At 37.5% G+C, this 16,656-nt stretch carries 15 protein-coding genes, 1 pseudogene and 1 riboswitch; of the genes and pseudogenes, 12 read left to right on the forward strand and 4 right to left on the reverse strand.

What is annotated here, in order from left to right:
- From WAZ07_RS06670 to WAZ07_RS06695, 6 genes and pseudogenes are all read left to right on the forward strand, one after another.
- The coding region (locus WAZ07_RS06670; RefSeq protein ID WP_336471828.1) for a zinc ribbon domain-containing protein at positions 1-261 on the forward strand (261 nt) is incomplete at its 5' end.
- A 358-nt stretch (positions 262-619) separates the two neighbouring features.
- A complete protein-coding gene (locus tag WAZ07_RS06675) occupies positions 620-1,819 on the forward strand; it encodes an MFS transporter (protein WP_090916233.1) in 1,200 nt (399 codons plus the stop codon).
- A gap of 155 nt (positions 1,820-1,974) precedes the next feature.
- Positions 1,975-2,691 carry a LytR/AlgR family response regulator transcription factor gene (locus WAZ07_RS06680; RefSeq protein WP_336471829.1) on the forward strand — a complete coding sequence of 239 codons (717 nt, stop codon included), beginning with the start codon at positions 1,975-1,977 and terminating at the stop codon, positions 2,689-2,691.
- Between the two features lie 124 nt (positions 2,692-2,815).
- Entirely contained in the window at positions 2,816-4,891 is a 2,076-nt protein-coding gene (locus tag WAZ07_RS06685; RefSeq protein ID WP_336471830.1) for a carbon starvation CstA family protein, read from the forward strand.
- Entirely contained in the window at positions 4,884-5,087 is a 204-nt protein-coding gene (locus tag WAZ07_RS06690; protein ID WP_090916228.1) for a YbdD/YjiX family protein, read from the forward strand. Before WAZ07_RS06685 ends, WAZ07_RS06690 begins: the two co-directional genes overlap by 8 nt.
- 311 nt (positions 5,088-5,398) lie before the next feature.
- Positions 5,399-5,476, forward strand: a pseudogene (locus tag WAZ07_RS06695) (LytS/YhcK type 5TM receptor domain-containing protein); the annotation flags it as partial.
- Positions 5,477-5,514: 38 nt separating this feature from the next.
- On the opposite strand, the gene pdxK reads toward WAZ07_RS06695, so the two are convergent.
- From pdxK to WAZ07_RS06710, 3 genes are all read right to left on the reverse strand, one after another.
- A complete protein-coding gene (gene pdxK / locus WAZ07_RS06700; protein WP_090916226.1) occupies positions 5,515-6,339 on the reverse strand; it encodes a pyridoxine/pyridoxal/pyridoxamine kinase in 825 nt (274 codons plus the stop codon).
- Between the two features lie 169 nt (positions 6,340-6,508).
- On the reverse strand, positions 6,509-7,756 hold the full coding sequence (locus WAZ07_RS06705; RefSeq protein WP_336471831.1) for a chloride channel protein: 1,248 nt from the start codon (positions 7,754-7,756) through the stop codon (positions 6,509-6,511).
- Positions 7,757-8,480: 724 nt separating this feature from the next.
- Positions 8,481-8,852 carry a hotdog family protein gene (locus WAZ07_RS06710; protein WP_090916221.1) on the reverse strand — a complete coding sequence of 124 codons (372 nt, stop codon included), beginning with the start codon at positions 8,850-8,852 and terminating at the stop codon, positions 8,481-8,483.
- A gap of 188 nt (positions 8,853-9,040) precedes the next feature.
- Positions 9,041-9,144: riboswitch (SAM riboswitch) on the forward strand.
- A gap of 92 nt (positions 9,145-9,236) precedes the next feature.
- Between WAZ07_RS06710 and WAZ07_RS06715 the strand changes: the two genes are divergently transcribed.
- From WAZ07_RS06715 to thrB, 5 genes are all read left to right on the forward strand, one after another.
- On the forward strand, positions 9,237-10,529 hold the full coding sequence (locus WAZ07_RS06715; protein ID WP_336471832.1) for a bifunctional O-acetylhomoserine aminocarboxypropyltransferase/cysteine synthase: 1,293 nt from the start codon (positions 9,237-9,239) through the stop codon (positions 10,527-10,529).
- Positions 10,513-11,418: a homoserine O-acetyltransferase MetA gene (gene metA / locus WAZ07_RS06720; protein WP_336471833.1), complete on the forward strand. Its 906-nt coding sequence runs from the start codon at positions 10,513-10,515 to the stop codon at positions 11,416-11,418. Before WAZ07_RS06715 ends, metA begins: the two co-directional genes overlap by 17 nt.
- Positions 11,419-11,561: 143 nt before the next feature.
- Positions 11,562-12,857: a homoserine dehydrogenase gene (locus tag WAZ07_RS06725; RefSeq protein ID WP_090916215.1), complete on the forward strand. Its 1,296-nt coding sequence runs from the start codon at positions 11,562-11,564 to the stop codon at positions 12,855-12,857.
- Complete coding sequence (gene thrC, locus WAZ07_RS06730) at positions 12,857-13,915, forward strand: threonine synthase (protein WP_336471834.1); 1,059 nt, start codon at positions 12,857-12,859, stop codon at positions 13,913-13,915. Before WAZ07_RS06725 ends, thrC begins: the two co-directional genes overlap by 1 nt.
- Positions 13,912-14,835 (forward strand): homoserine kinase, encoded by a 924-nt coding sequence (gene thrB / locus WAZ07_RS06735; RefSeq protein WP_336471835.1) that lies wholly within the window; start codon positions 13,912-13,914, stop codon positions 14,833-14,835. Before thrC ends, thrB begins: the two co-directional genes overlap by 4 nt.
- 3 nt (positions 14,836-14,838) lie before the next feature.
- On the opposite strand, the gene WAZ07_RS06740 is transcribed toward thrB, so the two are convergent.
- Positions 14,839-15,462, reverse strand: coding sequence for a YczE/YyaS/YitT family protein (locus WAZ07_RS06740; RefSeq protein WP_336472098.1), 624 nt, complete (start codon positions 15,460-15,462; stop codon positions 14,839-14,841).
- A 121-nt stretch (positions 15,463-15,583) separates the two neighbouring features.
- Here WAZ07_RS06740 and WAZ07_RS06745 point away from each other — a divergent pair, with 121 nt between their 5' ends.
- Positions 15,584-16,561, forward strand: a complete 978-nt coding sequence (locus WAZ07_RS06745; protein ID WP_336472099.1) for a LacI family DNA-binding transcriptional regulator — start codon at positions 15,584-15,586, stop codon at positions 16,559-16,561.
- The last annotated feature ends 95 nt before the right edge of the window (positions 16,562-16,656 follow it).

Below are 16,656 nucleotides of genomic sequence, written 5' to 3' on the forward strand. Positions count from 1 at the left end.
GATAATGGATTTGGTATGTTTCGAACGATGTTACAGTACAAATCTAAGAAAAAAGGAAAATATTACATCGTTGCGGATAAGTATTTTGCATCGAGTAAATTATGCAGTGAGTGTAATCACAAAAAAGGGAAGTTAAAATTATCTGAAAGAATCTATACGTGCGATAATTGTGGCACGAAAATCGATAGAGATTACAATGCGGGTCGTAATCTAAAATATTATGGCATTCGTATTCTGTACGAACAAAGTATAATCGCGTAGTTTGTATCGATTTTATTAGCGGTAGGGACGCCGCGAATTCAAGGCTTTGGACATGAGCCGCTAGGCTTGTGGATGAATTAGCAATAAAAGAGAAAGTCTTTTGACTTTTGAAGCCCCCACTTCAAACAGACCGTAAGGTCGTTAAGTGGTGGGTAGTTCACACAGCTATTTGTAGAGTCACCTTTTTACAGGGAGAATTCGTCTATTCATTGAAGAACGCCTATGTATGAGGTGTTTTTTTGTGGAAATGATAAGAGTCATATGAGTAATGATTATTCTTACGTATAAATTGTTTTACTTATACGGTATACATATGTAAAATGTGATGTAAAGACATCTGTATTGAGGAGGGCCTATAGTGGGGAAATTTAAAGAAATCTCGAATCGAAAGCTTCTCGGAATTGCTGGGCTAGGTTGGCTATTTGATGCAATGGATGTTGGGATTCTTTCATTTATTATTGCTGCTTTGCAAAAAGAGTGGCAGCTTAGTGCACAGCAGATGGGATGGATTGGTAGTATTAACTCCATCGGAATGGCAGTCGGGGCGCTCGTATTTGGGATATTAGCAGATAAAATCGGACGCAAATCTGTTTTTATTATTACATTATTATTATTTTCCGTTGGAAGTGGGTTAACGGCTTTATCAACAACATTAACCGTATTTCTTATACTTCGTTTTTGTATTGGAATGGGGCTTGGAGGAGAGCTTCCTGTTGCATCCACACTTGTATCTGAAAGTGTTGCAGCGCATGAACGTGGGAAAATCGTTGTCTTGTTAGAAAGCTTTTGGGCTGGTGGTTGGTTAATTGCTGCTCTCATTTCATATTTTATTATTCCAACATATGGTTGGCAAACAGCGATGGTTTTAAGTGCACTTCCAGCTTTTTATGCACTATATTTACGATGGAGTTTACCTGATTCACCGCAATTTCAAAAAGTAAAACAAAAACAATCTGTATTTGCAAACATAAAGGCCGTTTGGTCAGGGGAGTACAGACGAGCGACCATTATGCTTTGGATTTTATGGTTTTGTGTTGTATTTTCATATTATGGAATGTTTCTTTGGCTTCCAAGTGTATTAGTGCTAAAAGGATTTAGTTTAATTAAAAGCTTTCAATATGTATTGATTATGACATTTGCACAGCTTCCAGGTTATTTTACGGCCGCTTGGTTTATTGAACGTCTTGGCCGTAAGTTTGTGTTAATCACATACTTACTTGGAACGGCATGTAGCGCATATTTCTTTGGAGCGGCAGATTCAGTGATCACCCTAATGATTGCAGGAATGTTGCTTTCATTCTTTAATTTAGGAGCTTGGGGAGCATTGTATGCATATACACCGGAGCAGTATCCAACTGTTATTCGTGGTACAGGAGCTGGGATGGCAGCAGCATTTGGGCGCATTGGTGGTATTTTAGGGCCATTATTAATTGGTTATCTTGTAGCTACACATGCTTCGCTCTCTTATATTTTTACAATCTTTTGTATGGCCATTGTAATAGGTGTTCTTGCTGTACTTGTGCTTGGGCAGGAAACAAAACAACGAGAATTAGTATAATGAAAAGGAAGCTGTGTATAGCTTCCTTTTCATTGTTTTCTGACAAAGATATGGTATATTTGATAGAAAAATGGCCTGTAAAAAGGGATTATTTCTAAAAAAGCGAATGTATACAACAAGGCGTATGGACAAAAGGATTAGGTGGTTGGGCAGACATGAAAATTTTAATTGTAAATGAAAGAGAAGAAAACAGAGGTCAATTAATAGATTTTTTCACAGAACATGTAAACAATTTGGAATGCTTTGAAGCGAAATCGGGAATGGAATCATTGCAACTAGCGAAAAGGCATACGCCAGATTTTATTTTTTTAGATACACATTTGCCAGACGGAACAGGATTTGAAGTTGCAGGATTGCTGCGCCAATTAACGTTAAGCACAAAATTTATATTCACAGGAAATAATATAAAAGATGCGATTGTATCATTTCGTTTCCATGCTTTCTATTATTTGTTGCAACCATTTGAACAGGAAGACTTGCAATTTTTACTGCATAGTATTGAGCAAGAAAGAATAAAACAAGTGAAGAATCGATTGCAAAAGCTTCCTATCGAGAGTCATGAAGGAATTTCATATATTCTTCCAGATGATATTGTATACATAAGCAAGAATAAAGAAAATAAAACAGTTTCTATTTATACAAATGGTAATCAATATATTTCCACATATACATTACAAGAATTAGAAGGTAAGTTAGCGGCATATGATTTTTTACGTGTGCATAAAAGTTATCTTATTAATGTTATTTATGTGAAAGAATTAAAGCCTTATTATAACGGGACGTATAATCTATATTTGGAAAGGTATGATAATCAACCAATTCCTGTCAGCCGAAATTATGTAAAACGGCTTCGAAATAAAATTGAATTGTAGCAGGTCGTGGAAGAATTTGGTCATGTTAAATTAGGAAATATTCATCATAAGGAATATTATTTTTAATTATTCTGAAAATTTAGTACAATTCCCTCTAGGACATAACAATAGGAGGGGATTATGTTTGAAAGCATGGAAGTCTATTTTACTTTGGGGTGTGATTACGGCTTTAGGGGCAGTGGGATTTGCTGTGTTAGCGTTATCTCGCGGTGAAACCATTAATGCGGTTTGGCTACTTGTTGCTGCTGTTTCTGTATATGCTATTGCGTATCGGTTTTATAGTAAATTTATTGCAAGGAAAGTCTTTGAATTGGATGACAATCGAAAAACACCAGCAGAACTTTTGAATGATGGGAAAGATTATGTTCCAACAAATAAATGGGTTTTATTTGGACACCATTTTGCTGCAATTGCTGGAGCTGGTCCATTAGTTGGTCCCATTTTGGCTGCACAGATGGGGTATTTACCAGGAACACTTTGGATTATTGTTGGAGTTGTTTTAGCTGGAGCTGTCCAAGATTTTGTGATTTTGTTCGCATCTATGCGCCGCAACGGAAAGTCACTTGGTGAAATGATTAAGGAAGAGATTGGTCCTGTAACAGGTTTTATTGCAATGATCGGGATTTTAGGCATTATGATTATTTTATTAGCGGTATTAGCTCTTGTTGTGGTAAAAGCGCTTGTAGGAAGTCCATGGGGAATGTTTACAATTGCAGCAACCATTCCAATTGCTATTTTAATGGGTGTATATATGCGTTACATTCGCCCAGGTCATGTTGGAGAAGGTTCAGTTATCGGTATTATTTTACTTCTTTTATCGATTGTAGCAGGTCAATATGTAGCGGAAAATCCAGCGCTTGCGACTATGTTTACATTTAAAGGTGAAACAATTGCTATTATGCTAGTCATTTATGGATTTATCGCTTCTGCATTGCCTGTTTGGTTATTACTTGCACCGCGTGATTATTTAAGTACGTTTTTAAAGATTGGAACAATTGTTGGATTAGCGATCGGCATCATAATTGTTGCGCCAAATTTACAAATGCCGGCAGTTTCAAAATTTATTGATGGAACGGGTCCGGTATTTGCAGGGAATTTATTCCCATTTTTATTTATTACAATCGCTTGCGGAGCTGTATCTGGTTTCCATGCGCTTGTTTCTTCTGGTACAACTCCAAAAATGATAGAGCGAGAAGGACATGCACAGCCGATTGGTTACGGTGCTATGCTTATGGAATCATTCGTCGCAGCAATGGCAATGATTGCAGCTTGTGTACTAACACCAGGTACATACTTTGCAATTAATAGTCCACCGGCAATCATTGGAACAGATGTAACACAGGCAGCACAAGTAATTAGTTCTTGGGGTTTTACTGTGACGCCAAATGAGTTGAAGGAACTGGCTGTAAACGTCGGAGAACAAACGATATTATCTCGTACAGGCGGGGCACCATCGTTCGCAATTGGGATGGCTCAAATTTTTTCTCAAGTAATTGGCGGAAAAGCATTAATGGCATTTTGGTATCACTTTGCAATTTTATTTGAAGCGCTCTTTATCTTAACAACGATTGATGCAGGAACGCGTGTTGGTCGGTTTATGATTCAAGATATTTTAGGGCACGTTTATAAACCATTTGCAAAAACAGATTCAATGTTTTCTAATATTGTTGCAACAACACTTTGTGTACTAGGATGGGGATATTTCTTATATCAAGGGGTAATTGACCCACTTGGCGGTATTAATACGTTATGGCCGCTCTTTGGAATCGCAAATCAAATGTTAGCTGGGATTGCATTATTACTGGGAACGACTGTTTTGTTTAAAATGGGGAAAAAGGCATACGTTTGGGTGACACTCGTGCCGACAACATGGTTACTGATTGTTACAATGACAGCGGGCTACCAAAAGTTATTTCATGAAAATCCGAAAATTGGATTCCTCTCTCATGCAAAAGTATTCCAAAGTACACTAGATAAAGGGAAACTGTTAGCACCAGCGAAAAACGTAGCACAGATGAAACAAATTATTCTTAATGATTATATTGATGCGGCACTTTGTGGAATTTTTATGCTTGTTGTGATCGCGGTACTAATATCGTCTATTAGAATATGGATACAAGTATTGAATAATAAAGCAACGCCTTTAAAAGAAGCAGCGTATGTTCCGCGTGATGAAAGCGAGGCGCAGCATTATGCTTAAAACAATCAGTAACATGTGGAGATATCGAAAACAATTTATTAGTTTGCTTGTTGGTGTACCAAGTTATGAAAAGTATGTTGCGCATATGAAACAATACCATCCAAATGAGAAAGTATTATCTCGAAAACAATTTTTTTCTGAAGCACAAGAGGCAAGATTTAATGCAAAGGGTGGTAAAGTTTCAAGATGTTGCTAGCGAGGTTATAGTGAAAAAGGGCGAGATTTCGCTCTTTTTTTATTTGAAAGTTTCACGTGAAACATAAGTTGTAGAAAGGCCAGGTATATGTTTATACTATATAAATCCATTTTAATTTTTCGACATATAAGTCGTTATTATGCAGAATACAATATAACCTGTACCCTGCTTCCTCCTTTTGTTTTAAGCCTCGCATGTGGCAGGAAAAGGCCCTGACCGCTTCTATGCACGACCAGATGCTCTCGTCCTCCCCTAAAAAGAAAGGGGTTTTTAGGTCGTTTTTTTAACTTATATAGAGAGACGAACTATTTATTCATACAACTATTATTCTTTCCTTTATTTTTGTTGGGGGTCAACTCTTAAACGATATTTTATTAAAAGAGTCATTCATAAAAAATAAAGTCACCACGTATGGCGACTTTATTTTTTATACAAGTTCTTTTCCAGCGCCAAATTTACGATATGCACCGTGATGTGTTGGCCCTACATATTCATTTAATTTGAAAGAATGAAGAATAGCAGCTGTAATAAATTCTTTTGCTACTTGAACTGCTTCTTTTACAGATTTTCCTTTAGCTAGCTCTGCTGTAATTGCAGCAGCATATGTACAACCTGCGCCATGCGTATATGTTGTTTCAATTTTTTCAGATTCTAAAATATCAAATGTTTCTCCATCGTATAATAAATCAATTGCTTTTTCTGTTCCTAGCTTGCTACCGCCTTTAATAAGTACATATTTTGTCCCTAAAGCATGGATTTTTTCAGCAGCTTGCTTCATATCTTCAAGTGAGCTAATTTTGACGCCACTCAGTTGATACGCTTCAAATAAGTTTGGTGTTACAATTAAAGCTTTTGGAACGAGTTTGTCACGTAAGCAGTCATTTGTTTCTGGATGAAGTGCTTCATCTGCGCCCTTGCATACCATAACTGGGTCTACTACTACGTTTTGTAGATTATGTTTCTCAATTGTTTCAGCAACAAGTTCAATAATTTCAACAGAGCCAAGCATACCTGTTTTTAATGCATCAACGCCAACGCCTTCAATTGTTGTTTCTAATTGTGGTTTTAATGTAGACGCAGGAATTGGGAACACGTTATGTGCCCAACCGTTATGCGGGTCCATTGTTACGATTGTTGTAAGAGCTGTCATACCGTATACACCAAGCTCTTGGAATGTTTTTAAGTCTGCTTGCATACCAGCGCCGCCGCTCGTATCCGATCCAGCAATTGTAAGTGCTTTATTTAATGACATTGTGAAAGCCCCCTCGGGTGATAGAATGAAAACTACATTTTTAATTATTATATCAATGTTATGAGGAAGTACAAAGCGAAAAAAGAAAGTAGTTAAATATGTTTTAATTAACAAAACAAGCAGTACCAACGCTTTTATAGCGGTAGTACTGCTTGTTTATTTTCTTACTTTATTTTTGTTCCATCTCCTCTTGTTTATTCCCATTATGATTAGGAAGTGGAAAAAGATTACCAATCATTGCAGCTCCAATCATTGGTAACAATAAATTAATTGGGAAGAACATAAGTAATAATAATGTAATAGCGATTGGTTTTCGTACTGCATAGCTTGAAATGGCTGTTGTCACAATAGCTACAGAAGCAACTGGGTCTAACGGTATGACAGTAGCCACAGCATATCCAATACTTGCACCAGCGAATATAATCGGAAAAATATGTCCACCACGCCAACCTGTACTTAAACAGACTGCCGTTACACATAATTTTAAAACTCCTGAAAGAAGCAGCATCCAAAATGATAATGCTGTCCATTCATGGACTAAGTCTTTTAATTGATGTTCTCCTGAAAACATTGTGTAGGGTAGTAAAGTTCCGGCAATCCCTAAAAGAATGCCACCTATAATTCCCAATGTGACTTTATATTCTTGAAAAGGATGAACGATTTTTTCAAATATATATTCTATCTTGAAATAAAAATAGCCTACACCAGCTCCTATACAAATCAGAGGTAAAAAGGCAATCCATTCCTGAAGTGAAAAAGACCCTTTCCCAAAATCAACAATAAAAGATCCTCGATTATCAAACTTACTAAGTAATAAATAAACAGAAAAACCAGCAAAAGTAGTAGCGAGATATACAATAGTTTTTTTTCCTTTGGAAATTTCGTCAATTGGTTTATTCTCATTTTCACTCGGAGCTAAATAACCGAATAATGGCGCATTAAAAATAACACTTAAAGTAGCACCAATTCCAATTTCAGTTAATCCCTTCATTCCTTTTAAAGCGAAATGAAAACGATCTCCAACCCACGTACAAAGTCCACCGATAATTCCAACAAGTGCTGCTTCCGGTCCTAAGCTTGCACCAAATATTAAAACAATAATAGCTGTTAACGTAGATTTATGTACAAAACTATACTCAATTCTACCTGTTTTTTTATATTCGCCCATTACTTCTGGCATTAAACGCGGGTATGTACCGAAGTATTTTTGTGACAGTCCGACAAGAACACCGCCAATCATTGTTACACAAATTGTATAATAAGGTGGTAATGAAAATTCTTTGGGTAAATATCCCCAAATAAAGTGAATTCCAGCATTTGTGGTAACTAAAAATAACCAGACTGTAGCACCAACTATAGAACCTAGAAACATACCGTACATGATAAGTAAAGAATGCATGCCTCTTCTAATAGTCATTTTTATGCCTCCTTTATGTTACATTCTTGTTATGAAAAATTTAGAGATTCTGATACGAGAATAATTATGCTTATATATGTTATGACAGCTCTTTTTTACATTTTTGTAAAAAGACTTACTGAAGAGTAATTTATATAAAAGATAGAGAATTACCTATAGTGTTTAATATTAAAGGATTTATATGAATTTTATTTGAAATTCATATGAAAAATGTGCAGCAACATAGTTATTAAGTTAAGTTTTTAATCCCCATAAAGAAAAAATATCACTTTATAATAAGTGATGTGGCAACATTTGTATAAGTAGCGTTGTGAAAAATAGCATTTTCAAGGTTACCTTAATGAATTAAATATAACTCTTTCATTTTACATAGTAAGTAAGGTTTTTTAAATGTATTTTTGGTCTTTAAATAGAACATTTCCTGTATTTTTTCAAATTTATCCCGCTATTTGTGGGCAGTAAGACCCCCACCTCAAGATTCAGAGAGAAGGCATTGTCTAGTTCCAGTGGCTAGAATGTTCGGTGGCTTCGCTTCTTCCTACGAGGTAAAATACACATCTACGTCAGAAGCTCCATCCCCCTCACATTCTGGACGAGCCGATTCTACTTTTCTAAAGAAGATAGGTGGGGAAGTCAAAAGCCTGATTGGGCGTTTTTTTATCAGTAAGGAATGAAAAATCCCCCACTTCAAGAGGCATTGGCCGATAAGTGGGGGTAGTTCAAATTATTGACGAATAATTCCTTGGAAGGATCCTTCCAATACTTTTTTACCATTTTGATTAAAGCATTCTGCCTTTGAAACAGCAATTATTCGATCTGCTTGTTTTTCATGATGAATAAGTGTGACTTCACATCGAACAGTATCTCCGGTAAAGACTGGGCGTAAGAAAGTAAGCTCCACATCTCTTGCAATAAAATTTAAATCGCCGCCAATTTTTGTAGGTAATGTTGCAACGAGTAATCCTTGTACCATTACGCGTCCATGTTCATCTGGAACAACATGATGTTCACCAGCATCACCAGAAATTTTACTAAATAGCTCTACATCCTCTCTCGTAAATGATTTTTCAAAAGTTAAAATTTCTCCGACTTTCATGTATCTATCGCCTCCTATTGGTTTATGAATGAGTTATCATTCATACTTTTAATTTTACAGAATATTCTTTATTTGGTAAAGTTCAGCGGTAGAGGGAATAAAACAGTTAATGAAATACTTTGGAAATATTCAGAAAAATATATTGACATGAGGAAATAGTTTCTATAAAATCATCGGTAATTGCATAAGTCTTATCAAGAATAGGTGGAGGGAACGGGCCCTATGAAACCTTGGCAACAGCCGTAAATCGGAATTGTGCCAAATCCTGCAGGTATTTCCTGAAAGATAAGAAAGGCTACATGGCGAGCGTTTATCTAAGCTGCTTCTTTCTTATTTAGGAAAGAAGCAGTTTTTTATTTTATATAAAAGAAAGGAGTTTGGGAAATGGGAGAATCATGGGGAAAAGGAACGATTTGCGTGCAAGGTGGCTATACGCCGAAAAATGGTGAACCGCGTGTTTTGCCGCTTTATCAAAGTACAACGTATAAATATGACACTTCTGATGATTTAGCAGCTCTCTTTAATTTGGAGGCAGAAGGATATATTTATACGCGTATTGGCAACCCGACACTTGCGGCATTTGAGCAGAAGTTGACAGAGTTAGAGGGCGGTGTTGGTGCGGTTGCAACCGCATCAGGGCAAGCTGCGATTATGCTAGCGGTATTAAATATTTGTAACAGCGGCGATCATTTGCTCTGCTCATCAACAGTATATGGCGGTACATTTAATTTATTTGCAGTTAGTCTTAAGAAGCTTGGGATTGAGGTTACGTTCTTTAATCCAAACCTATCTGCTGATAAAATTGTTGCCCTCGCAAATGAGAAAACAAAGCTTGTGTATGCGGAATCGCTTGGAAATCCTGCGATGAATGTACTGAATTTTAAAGAGTTTTCTGATGCGGCAAAAGAGCTTGGAATACCGTTTATTGTGGATAATACGTTAGCGACACCGTATTTATGTCATGCATTTGAACATGGTGCAAACATTGTTGTTCATTCTACAACGAAATATATTGATGGTCATGCAAGCTCACTTGGCGGCATTGTCATTGATGGGGGAAATTTCGATTGGAGTAAATTTCCTGAATTTGTTGAACCAGATCCGAGCTATCATGGTGTGAACTATGTGAAAAAGTTCGGGCAAGCAGCATACATTGTGAAAGCTCGTGTACAGTTATTAAGAGACTATGGAAATTGTATGAGCCCATTCAATGCGTACATGAGCAATATTGGCTTAGAAACGTTGCATCTTCGTATGGAGCGACATAGTCAAAATGCATTAGCTGTTGCACAGTGGTTATCGCAGCATGAGCGCGTTGATTGGGTCAATTATCCTGGACTTCAAAATAATGAAAATTATGCATTGGCGCAAAAATATTTACCGAAAGGTGCGAGTGGTGTTTTGACATTTGGAGTAAAAGGAGGTCTTGAATCTGCTAAACAGTTTATTAAAGATGTGAAGCTTGCCACATTGGTGACGCATGTTGCAGATGTAAGAACTTGTGTCATTCACCCTGCAAGCACAACGCATCGTCAGCTTACAGAAGAGCAGCAGCGTTTAGCAGGTGTAACGCCTGATTTAATTCGATTATCGGTTGGTATTGAAGATGCGGCGGATATTATTGCTGATTTAAAAGCAGCACTTTCTGGAGGAAAACAGTATGCCGATCATCATTGATAAAGATTTACCAGCTCGTAAAGTATTACAAAATGAAAATATTTTTGTGATGACGAAAGAGCGAGCAGAAACGCAAGATATTCGTGCCTTGAAGATTGCTATTTTAAATTTAATGCCAACAAAACAAGAAACAGAAACGCATTTGCTTCGTTTAATTGGAAATACACCGCTTCAACTCGATGTCCATTTACTTCATATGGGGTCCCATACATCAAGAAATGTAACTCAGGAGCATTTAACAAGCTTTTATAAGACATTTCATGATATTGAAGGAGAAAAATTTGACGGGCTCATCATTACGGGTGCTCCGGTTGAAACACTTACTTTCGAAGAGGTAGATTATTGGGAAGAACTGAAGAAAATTATGGCTTATTCGAAGACACATGTTACATCAACGCTTCATATTTGCTGGGGGGCACAAGCTGGATTGTATTATCACTACGGCGTTCCGAAATATTTGCTAGAGCAAAAGATGTTTGGGGTATTTGAGCATGAAGTGCAGCAGGAGCATGTGAAATTATTACGCGGTTTTGATGAAAGCTTTTTTGCACCGCATTCTCGTTATACAGAAGTCCGTGCATCTGATATTCAAAAAGTAGAGGAGCTTGATTTGTTAGCGACATCTGAAGAAGCCGGTGTGCATATCGTTATGAATAAAGATGGAAAGCATATTTTTGTTCTTGGTCATAGTGAATACAGCTGTGAGACATTAAAGCAAGAATACGAGCGTGATCAGCAAAGAGGACTGGATATTCCTATTCCCAAAAACTATTTTAAACATGACGATCCTCTAGAAAAACCAGTAGTAAAGTGGCGTAGCCATGGAAATTTACTATTCTCAAATTGGTTGAATTACTATGTGTATCAGGAAACCCCGTATATTTTGTAAAGGAAGGTGTGCATAACACTTGGTAACGTTTTCTTTGTAAAGAACGATCTTTATTATTCAGAATGTTCTAAATATATTGTTTTTTGTAATTTTAACTTATATAATGGCACCTAAATACAATTTTTAGAGGGGTGGACAGTACTATGAACGAAATTCAAGTCGGCCTATTAGGTCTTGGAACTGTAGGAAGCGGCGTGGTGCGCATTATTGAAGATCATCAAGATCGTTTAGCGCACCAAATCGGTTGTCCTGTCAAAGTGGCAAAAGTATTGGTACAAAATTTAGAAAAAGAACGAGAGGTCCAAGTAACCCCTACATTATTAACGAAAAATCCCAATGAAATTATAAATAATCCAGATGTTGATGTTGTGATTGAAGTGATGGGCGGTATAGAAGATGCAAAAGCATATATTTTACAATCGCTGCAAAACGGTAAGCACATTGTCACAGCAAATAAAGATTTAATGGCACTTCACGGTGCAGAACTTCTTACTGTAGCAAAAGAAAATCAAGCAGATTTGTTTTATGAAGCAAGTGTAGCCGGTGGTATTCCAATTCTACGAAGCATTGTGGAGGGCCTTTCTTCTGATCGGATTACAAAAATGATGGGCATTGTGAACGGAACAACAAATTTTATTTTGACAAAAATGTCTGACGAAGGGAGAGCGTATGACGACGTGTTAAATGAAGCGCAGCAGCTTGGATTTGCAGAAGCAGATCCAACATCGGATGTTGAAGGTTTAGATGCGGCACGAAAGATGACAATCTTAGCGACACTTGGATTTTCTACGAATGTAGAACTTCATGATGTGAATGTAAAAGGAATTACATCTATTACGGAGGAGGACATTACGTATAGTAAGAGTCTAGGCTATACAATTAAGTTAATTGGTGTAGCTAAGCGTGATGGTGAAAAATTAGAGGTAACGGTAGAACCAACATTGTTACCAAATACACACCCGCTTGCAGCTGTTCAAAACGAATATAATGCAGTATATGTATATGGTGAAGCGGTAGGAGAAACAATGTTTTACGGACCAGGTGCGGGAAGTTTGCCAACAGCAACAGCTGTTGTATCTGATTTAGTAGCGGTTATGAAAAATGTACGCCTTGGTGTAACAGGAAATAGTGCAGTAACTCCGCAATATGAGAAAGTATTAAAAGCAGAAGACGAAATTTACGTGAAGAAGTTTCTACGCCTGCATGTAAAGGATGAAGTAGGGGTGTTTGCGAAAATTACATCGCTATTCTCTGAACGCGGCGTAAGCTTTGAAAAGATTATTCAAATGCCATTACAAAAGAAAGGAGCAGCTGAGATTGTTATTGTTACACACCGTGCATCCCTTGCAGATTATACGTACATTCTAGAAACACTAGAGACGTATGAAGAAGTAGATTGTGTGAAAGCAAACTACCGTATTGAAGGAGATGCTCGCTAATGTGGAACGGATTACTTGCTGCTTATAAAGAGTACTTACCGATTACTGAGCAAACACCGTCGCTTTCACTATCAGAAGGAAATACACCACTGATTTTATTAGAGAACCTTTCAGAAAAATGGGGTGTTTCTGTTTACGCGAAAGTAGAAGGTGCAAACCCGACGGGTTCTTTTAAAGATCGCGGGATGGTTATGGCTGTAGCAAAAGCAAAAGAAGCTGGCAGCAAAACGGTTATTTGCGCTTCAACAGGAAATACATCTGCGTCGGCAGCTGCTTATGCAGCGCGCGCAGGTTTATCTTGCATTGTTCTGATTCCAAATGGAAAAATCGCTTACGGCAAGTTAGCGCAGGCAGTCATGTACGGGGCTGAAATTATTAGTATTGATGGGAACTTTGATCATGCTTTACAGATGGTACGAAAGCTTAGCGATGCAGCGCCGATTACCCTAGTGAATTCAGTAAATCCATATCGCATTGAAGGACAAAAAACAGCAGCATTTGAAGTTTGTGATGCACTTGGAAAGGCGCCTGATATTTTAGCCATTCCAGTTGGAAATGCGGGGAATATTACAGCGTACTGGAAAGGTTTTATAGAATATAACGATAAGCATGGAACAGGATTACCAGAAATGCGTGGTTTCGAAGCGGAAGGATCGGCGGCGATTGTGCGTGGATATAAAATTGAGGCGCCGGAGACAGTTGCTACTGCAATACGTATTGGGAATCCGGCAAGCTGGGATAAAGCCGTCGCTGCTGCACATGACTCAAATGGGAAAATTGATGAGGTAACAGATGCAGAAATTCTTCAGGCATATGAATGGCTTGCTAAGTATGAAGGAATTTTTGCGGAACCTGCTTCTTGTGCATCGCTTGCTGGAATTTACAAGCAAGTACAAACAGGAGAAATAACAACAGGAAGTAGTATTGTTGCTGTTTTAACAGGAAATGGTTTAAAGGACCCTAACATTGCAATTGATACGAAAAAAATTCAGCCACTTGTGTTGCCAAATGATGAAAAGATTGTGTTTGAGCATATTCAAGGAGCTGTCCTTCGATGAAGGCGGCTCCTATGTTTACAATTCGTGTGCCAGCTAGTACGGCAAATCTTGGGCCAGGCTTTGATTCAATTGGTCTTGCGGTAAGTAAATATTTAACGGTAGATGTATGTTCACATTCTAGCTGGGAGTGTACGGCAAAAACAACGATTCTTCAAGGGATTCCAAAAGATGAGAAGAATTTGCTCATTCACACAGCGCGCCAGGCAGCTGCTCGTTACGATAAGGAGCTTCCTTATTGTCATCTTCATCTAGACAGTGATATTCCATTAGCGCGCGGACTTGGAAGTAGTGCTTCGGCAATTATTGCGGGGATTGAACTTGCGAATCAGCTTTGCGGATTACATTTATCTAGAAGAGAAAAGCTATTGATTGCAACGGAAATGGAAGGGCATATCGATAATGTTGGAGCAGCGTTATATGGCGGACTTATGATAGGAACATATGATGGAAAAGATATTTCATTTTTGTCACAACCTATTTATGATATAGAACTTGTAGCGGTTATTCCTTCATATGAACTAAAAACAGTTCATTCGAGGGACGTGCTTCCGAGTACGTTACAGTATATGGACGGCATTCGCGGCAGCGGTGTTGCTAATGTACTTGTAGCGGCTTTATGTAAAGAGGACTGGGTGCTTGCGGGTGAAATGATGAAACAGGATATGTTTCATGAACCATACCGTAAAGAGCTCGTACCAGAACTGCAAAAGCTTCAAGAATTAGAACATCAAAATTTATATGGTGTTTCTTTAAGCGGCGCTGGGCCAACTGTGCTTTGTTATGTGAAAAAAGGAAGTGCTGAAGAAGTAAAGATATGGCTGCAATCGATTTTCAGCCATTGCGTAGTAGAAAAGCTTCAAGTTGTGAACGAAGGGATTCATATTATATATGAACAACAAAAGCCCATTGAAAGTATATAACTTTCAATGGGCTTCTTGCGTACGACAGCTTTGTAATGCTTTTGTACCAACTTGAATAAATGTTTGAATGAGCCAGCCAGTTGTAAAAGAGAGAATAATGGTGCCGAAATAAATAGGACCATTTAGCATGAAACTAGCAGTTAGAAATAAACAAGCTAGAGAAATTTCAGTTTTTTGAAAGGACCATTTTGTTTTTTCCGAGATTGTTAATACAAATGCTTCTTGCGGTGCAGTCCCAAGCTGTGATGAAACATAGATACCAATACCTGCGCCGACAGATACATTTCCGCATATGAGTGTTATATACTTTGGAAGAGCTCGAATGCCATCCATTATAACTGTAACTGAGCCAATCATATCAACAAAGACAGAGATTAGCACCATCGTCACGATTGTCCCAATTGTAATACGCTTTCGATTCATACAAAGTACGATAAGAGTAAAAATCAAATTAATAATAAACATCCAAGAGCCGATGCTTAAACCAAAGTTTTGATATAAAGCAATGAAAAGGGAATCATATGGGCTAAGGCCAAATGAAGTAATGGTTGTCATCATATTGATTCCGAGAGAAAGTAAGAGTAATCCACCTATGAAAAAGGTATGCTCTAATTTAAGATTCATAATGCAACGCCAATCCTTTCTTATTTCGTCTGCTAGCACAGGATATAATGTGGAAAGCTTACCAGGTCAAGGGGCATTTCTAAATTTTTTTGTATGCGGTAATATGGGAGAAGGAGGTGTTATGATGTCAAATATAAAAAAAATTGCAGAAATGGCAGGGGTTTCGATTTCTACTGTTTCTCGCGTTTTAAATAATCATCCTTATGTAAATGAACAGAAACGAAAAGAGATATTAGCCATTATTGAAAAGTTAAATTACACGCAAAATTCAAATGCGATTCATTTAGTACGTGGAAGAACCAATGCGATTGGTGTGCTTCTCCCGTTCGTCAATAATCAGTATTACAGCGCCATTATAGAAGGTATTTCAAGAGAGGCTGCAAAGCATAATTACAATATGATGCTCTGTCAAACGGGTTATAACGCTGATAAAGAGATAGAAGTTTTGAATATGTTAAAGATGAAAAAATTGGACGGGGTTATTATATGTTCGAAAATAAATGCTTGTGAGGAGATTGAAAAGTACGCAACATTTGGCCCGGTTGTGACGTGTGAAGATACGATATCCAATACAATTTCTAGTATTCATATTGATCACTACAAAACGTTTGCTTTAGGAATGGAGTATTTAATAGAAAAGGGACATACACAAATCGGTTACTGCATTGGACGAAGTGATAGTTTTAATAGCCAAAATCGAAAAAGAGCTTACGCAGATGCCTTATCATCTATTTACGTTACGCCGCAAGAAGAGTGGCAATTTGTAGACTGTTTTACAGTAGAAGATGGGGATCGGATTGTTCAATCATTACTTCGTATGAAAGAGCGTCCAACAGCTCTTCTTGTTTCTTGTAATCATATTGCAGCTGGGATTGTAACAGCTGCTCAAAAAAGCGGTCTTTCCATCCCAGAGGATCTCACAATTATTGGGTGCGATGATCAGCAGGTTGCAGAAATATTAGATATTACAACCATTGCTCATTCAAGTGTGGAAGTTGGTGCAGGTGCATTTACAATTTTGCACGACCAAATTATGAATAGAGAAGCAGAAGTAAAACGAATTGAGTTATTTGCGAAGTTAACGGAAAGACTGACAACATAAACGAAAAGCACAATCTTAATTAAAATGATTGTGCTTTTTTATAAGAGGAGGAAAATCGCTTTTCAAATTTCTGTTTGGTATAATATGGTCAATCT

Origin of the sequence: Bacillus bruguierae (assembly GCF_037104725.1) — a bacterium.
GTDB lineage: Bacteria > Bacillota > Bacilli > Bacillales > Bacillaceae_G > Bacillus_A > Bacillus_A bruguierae.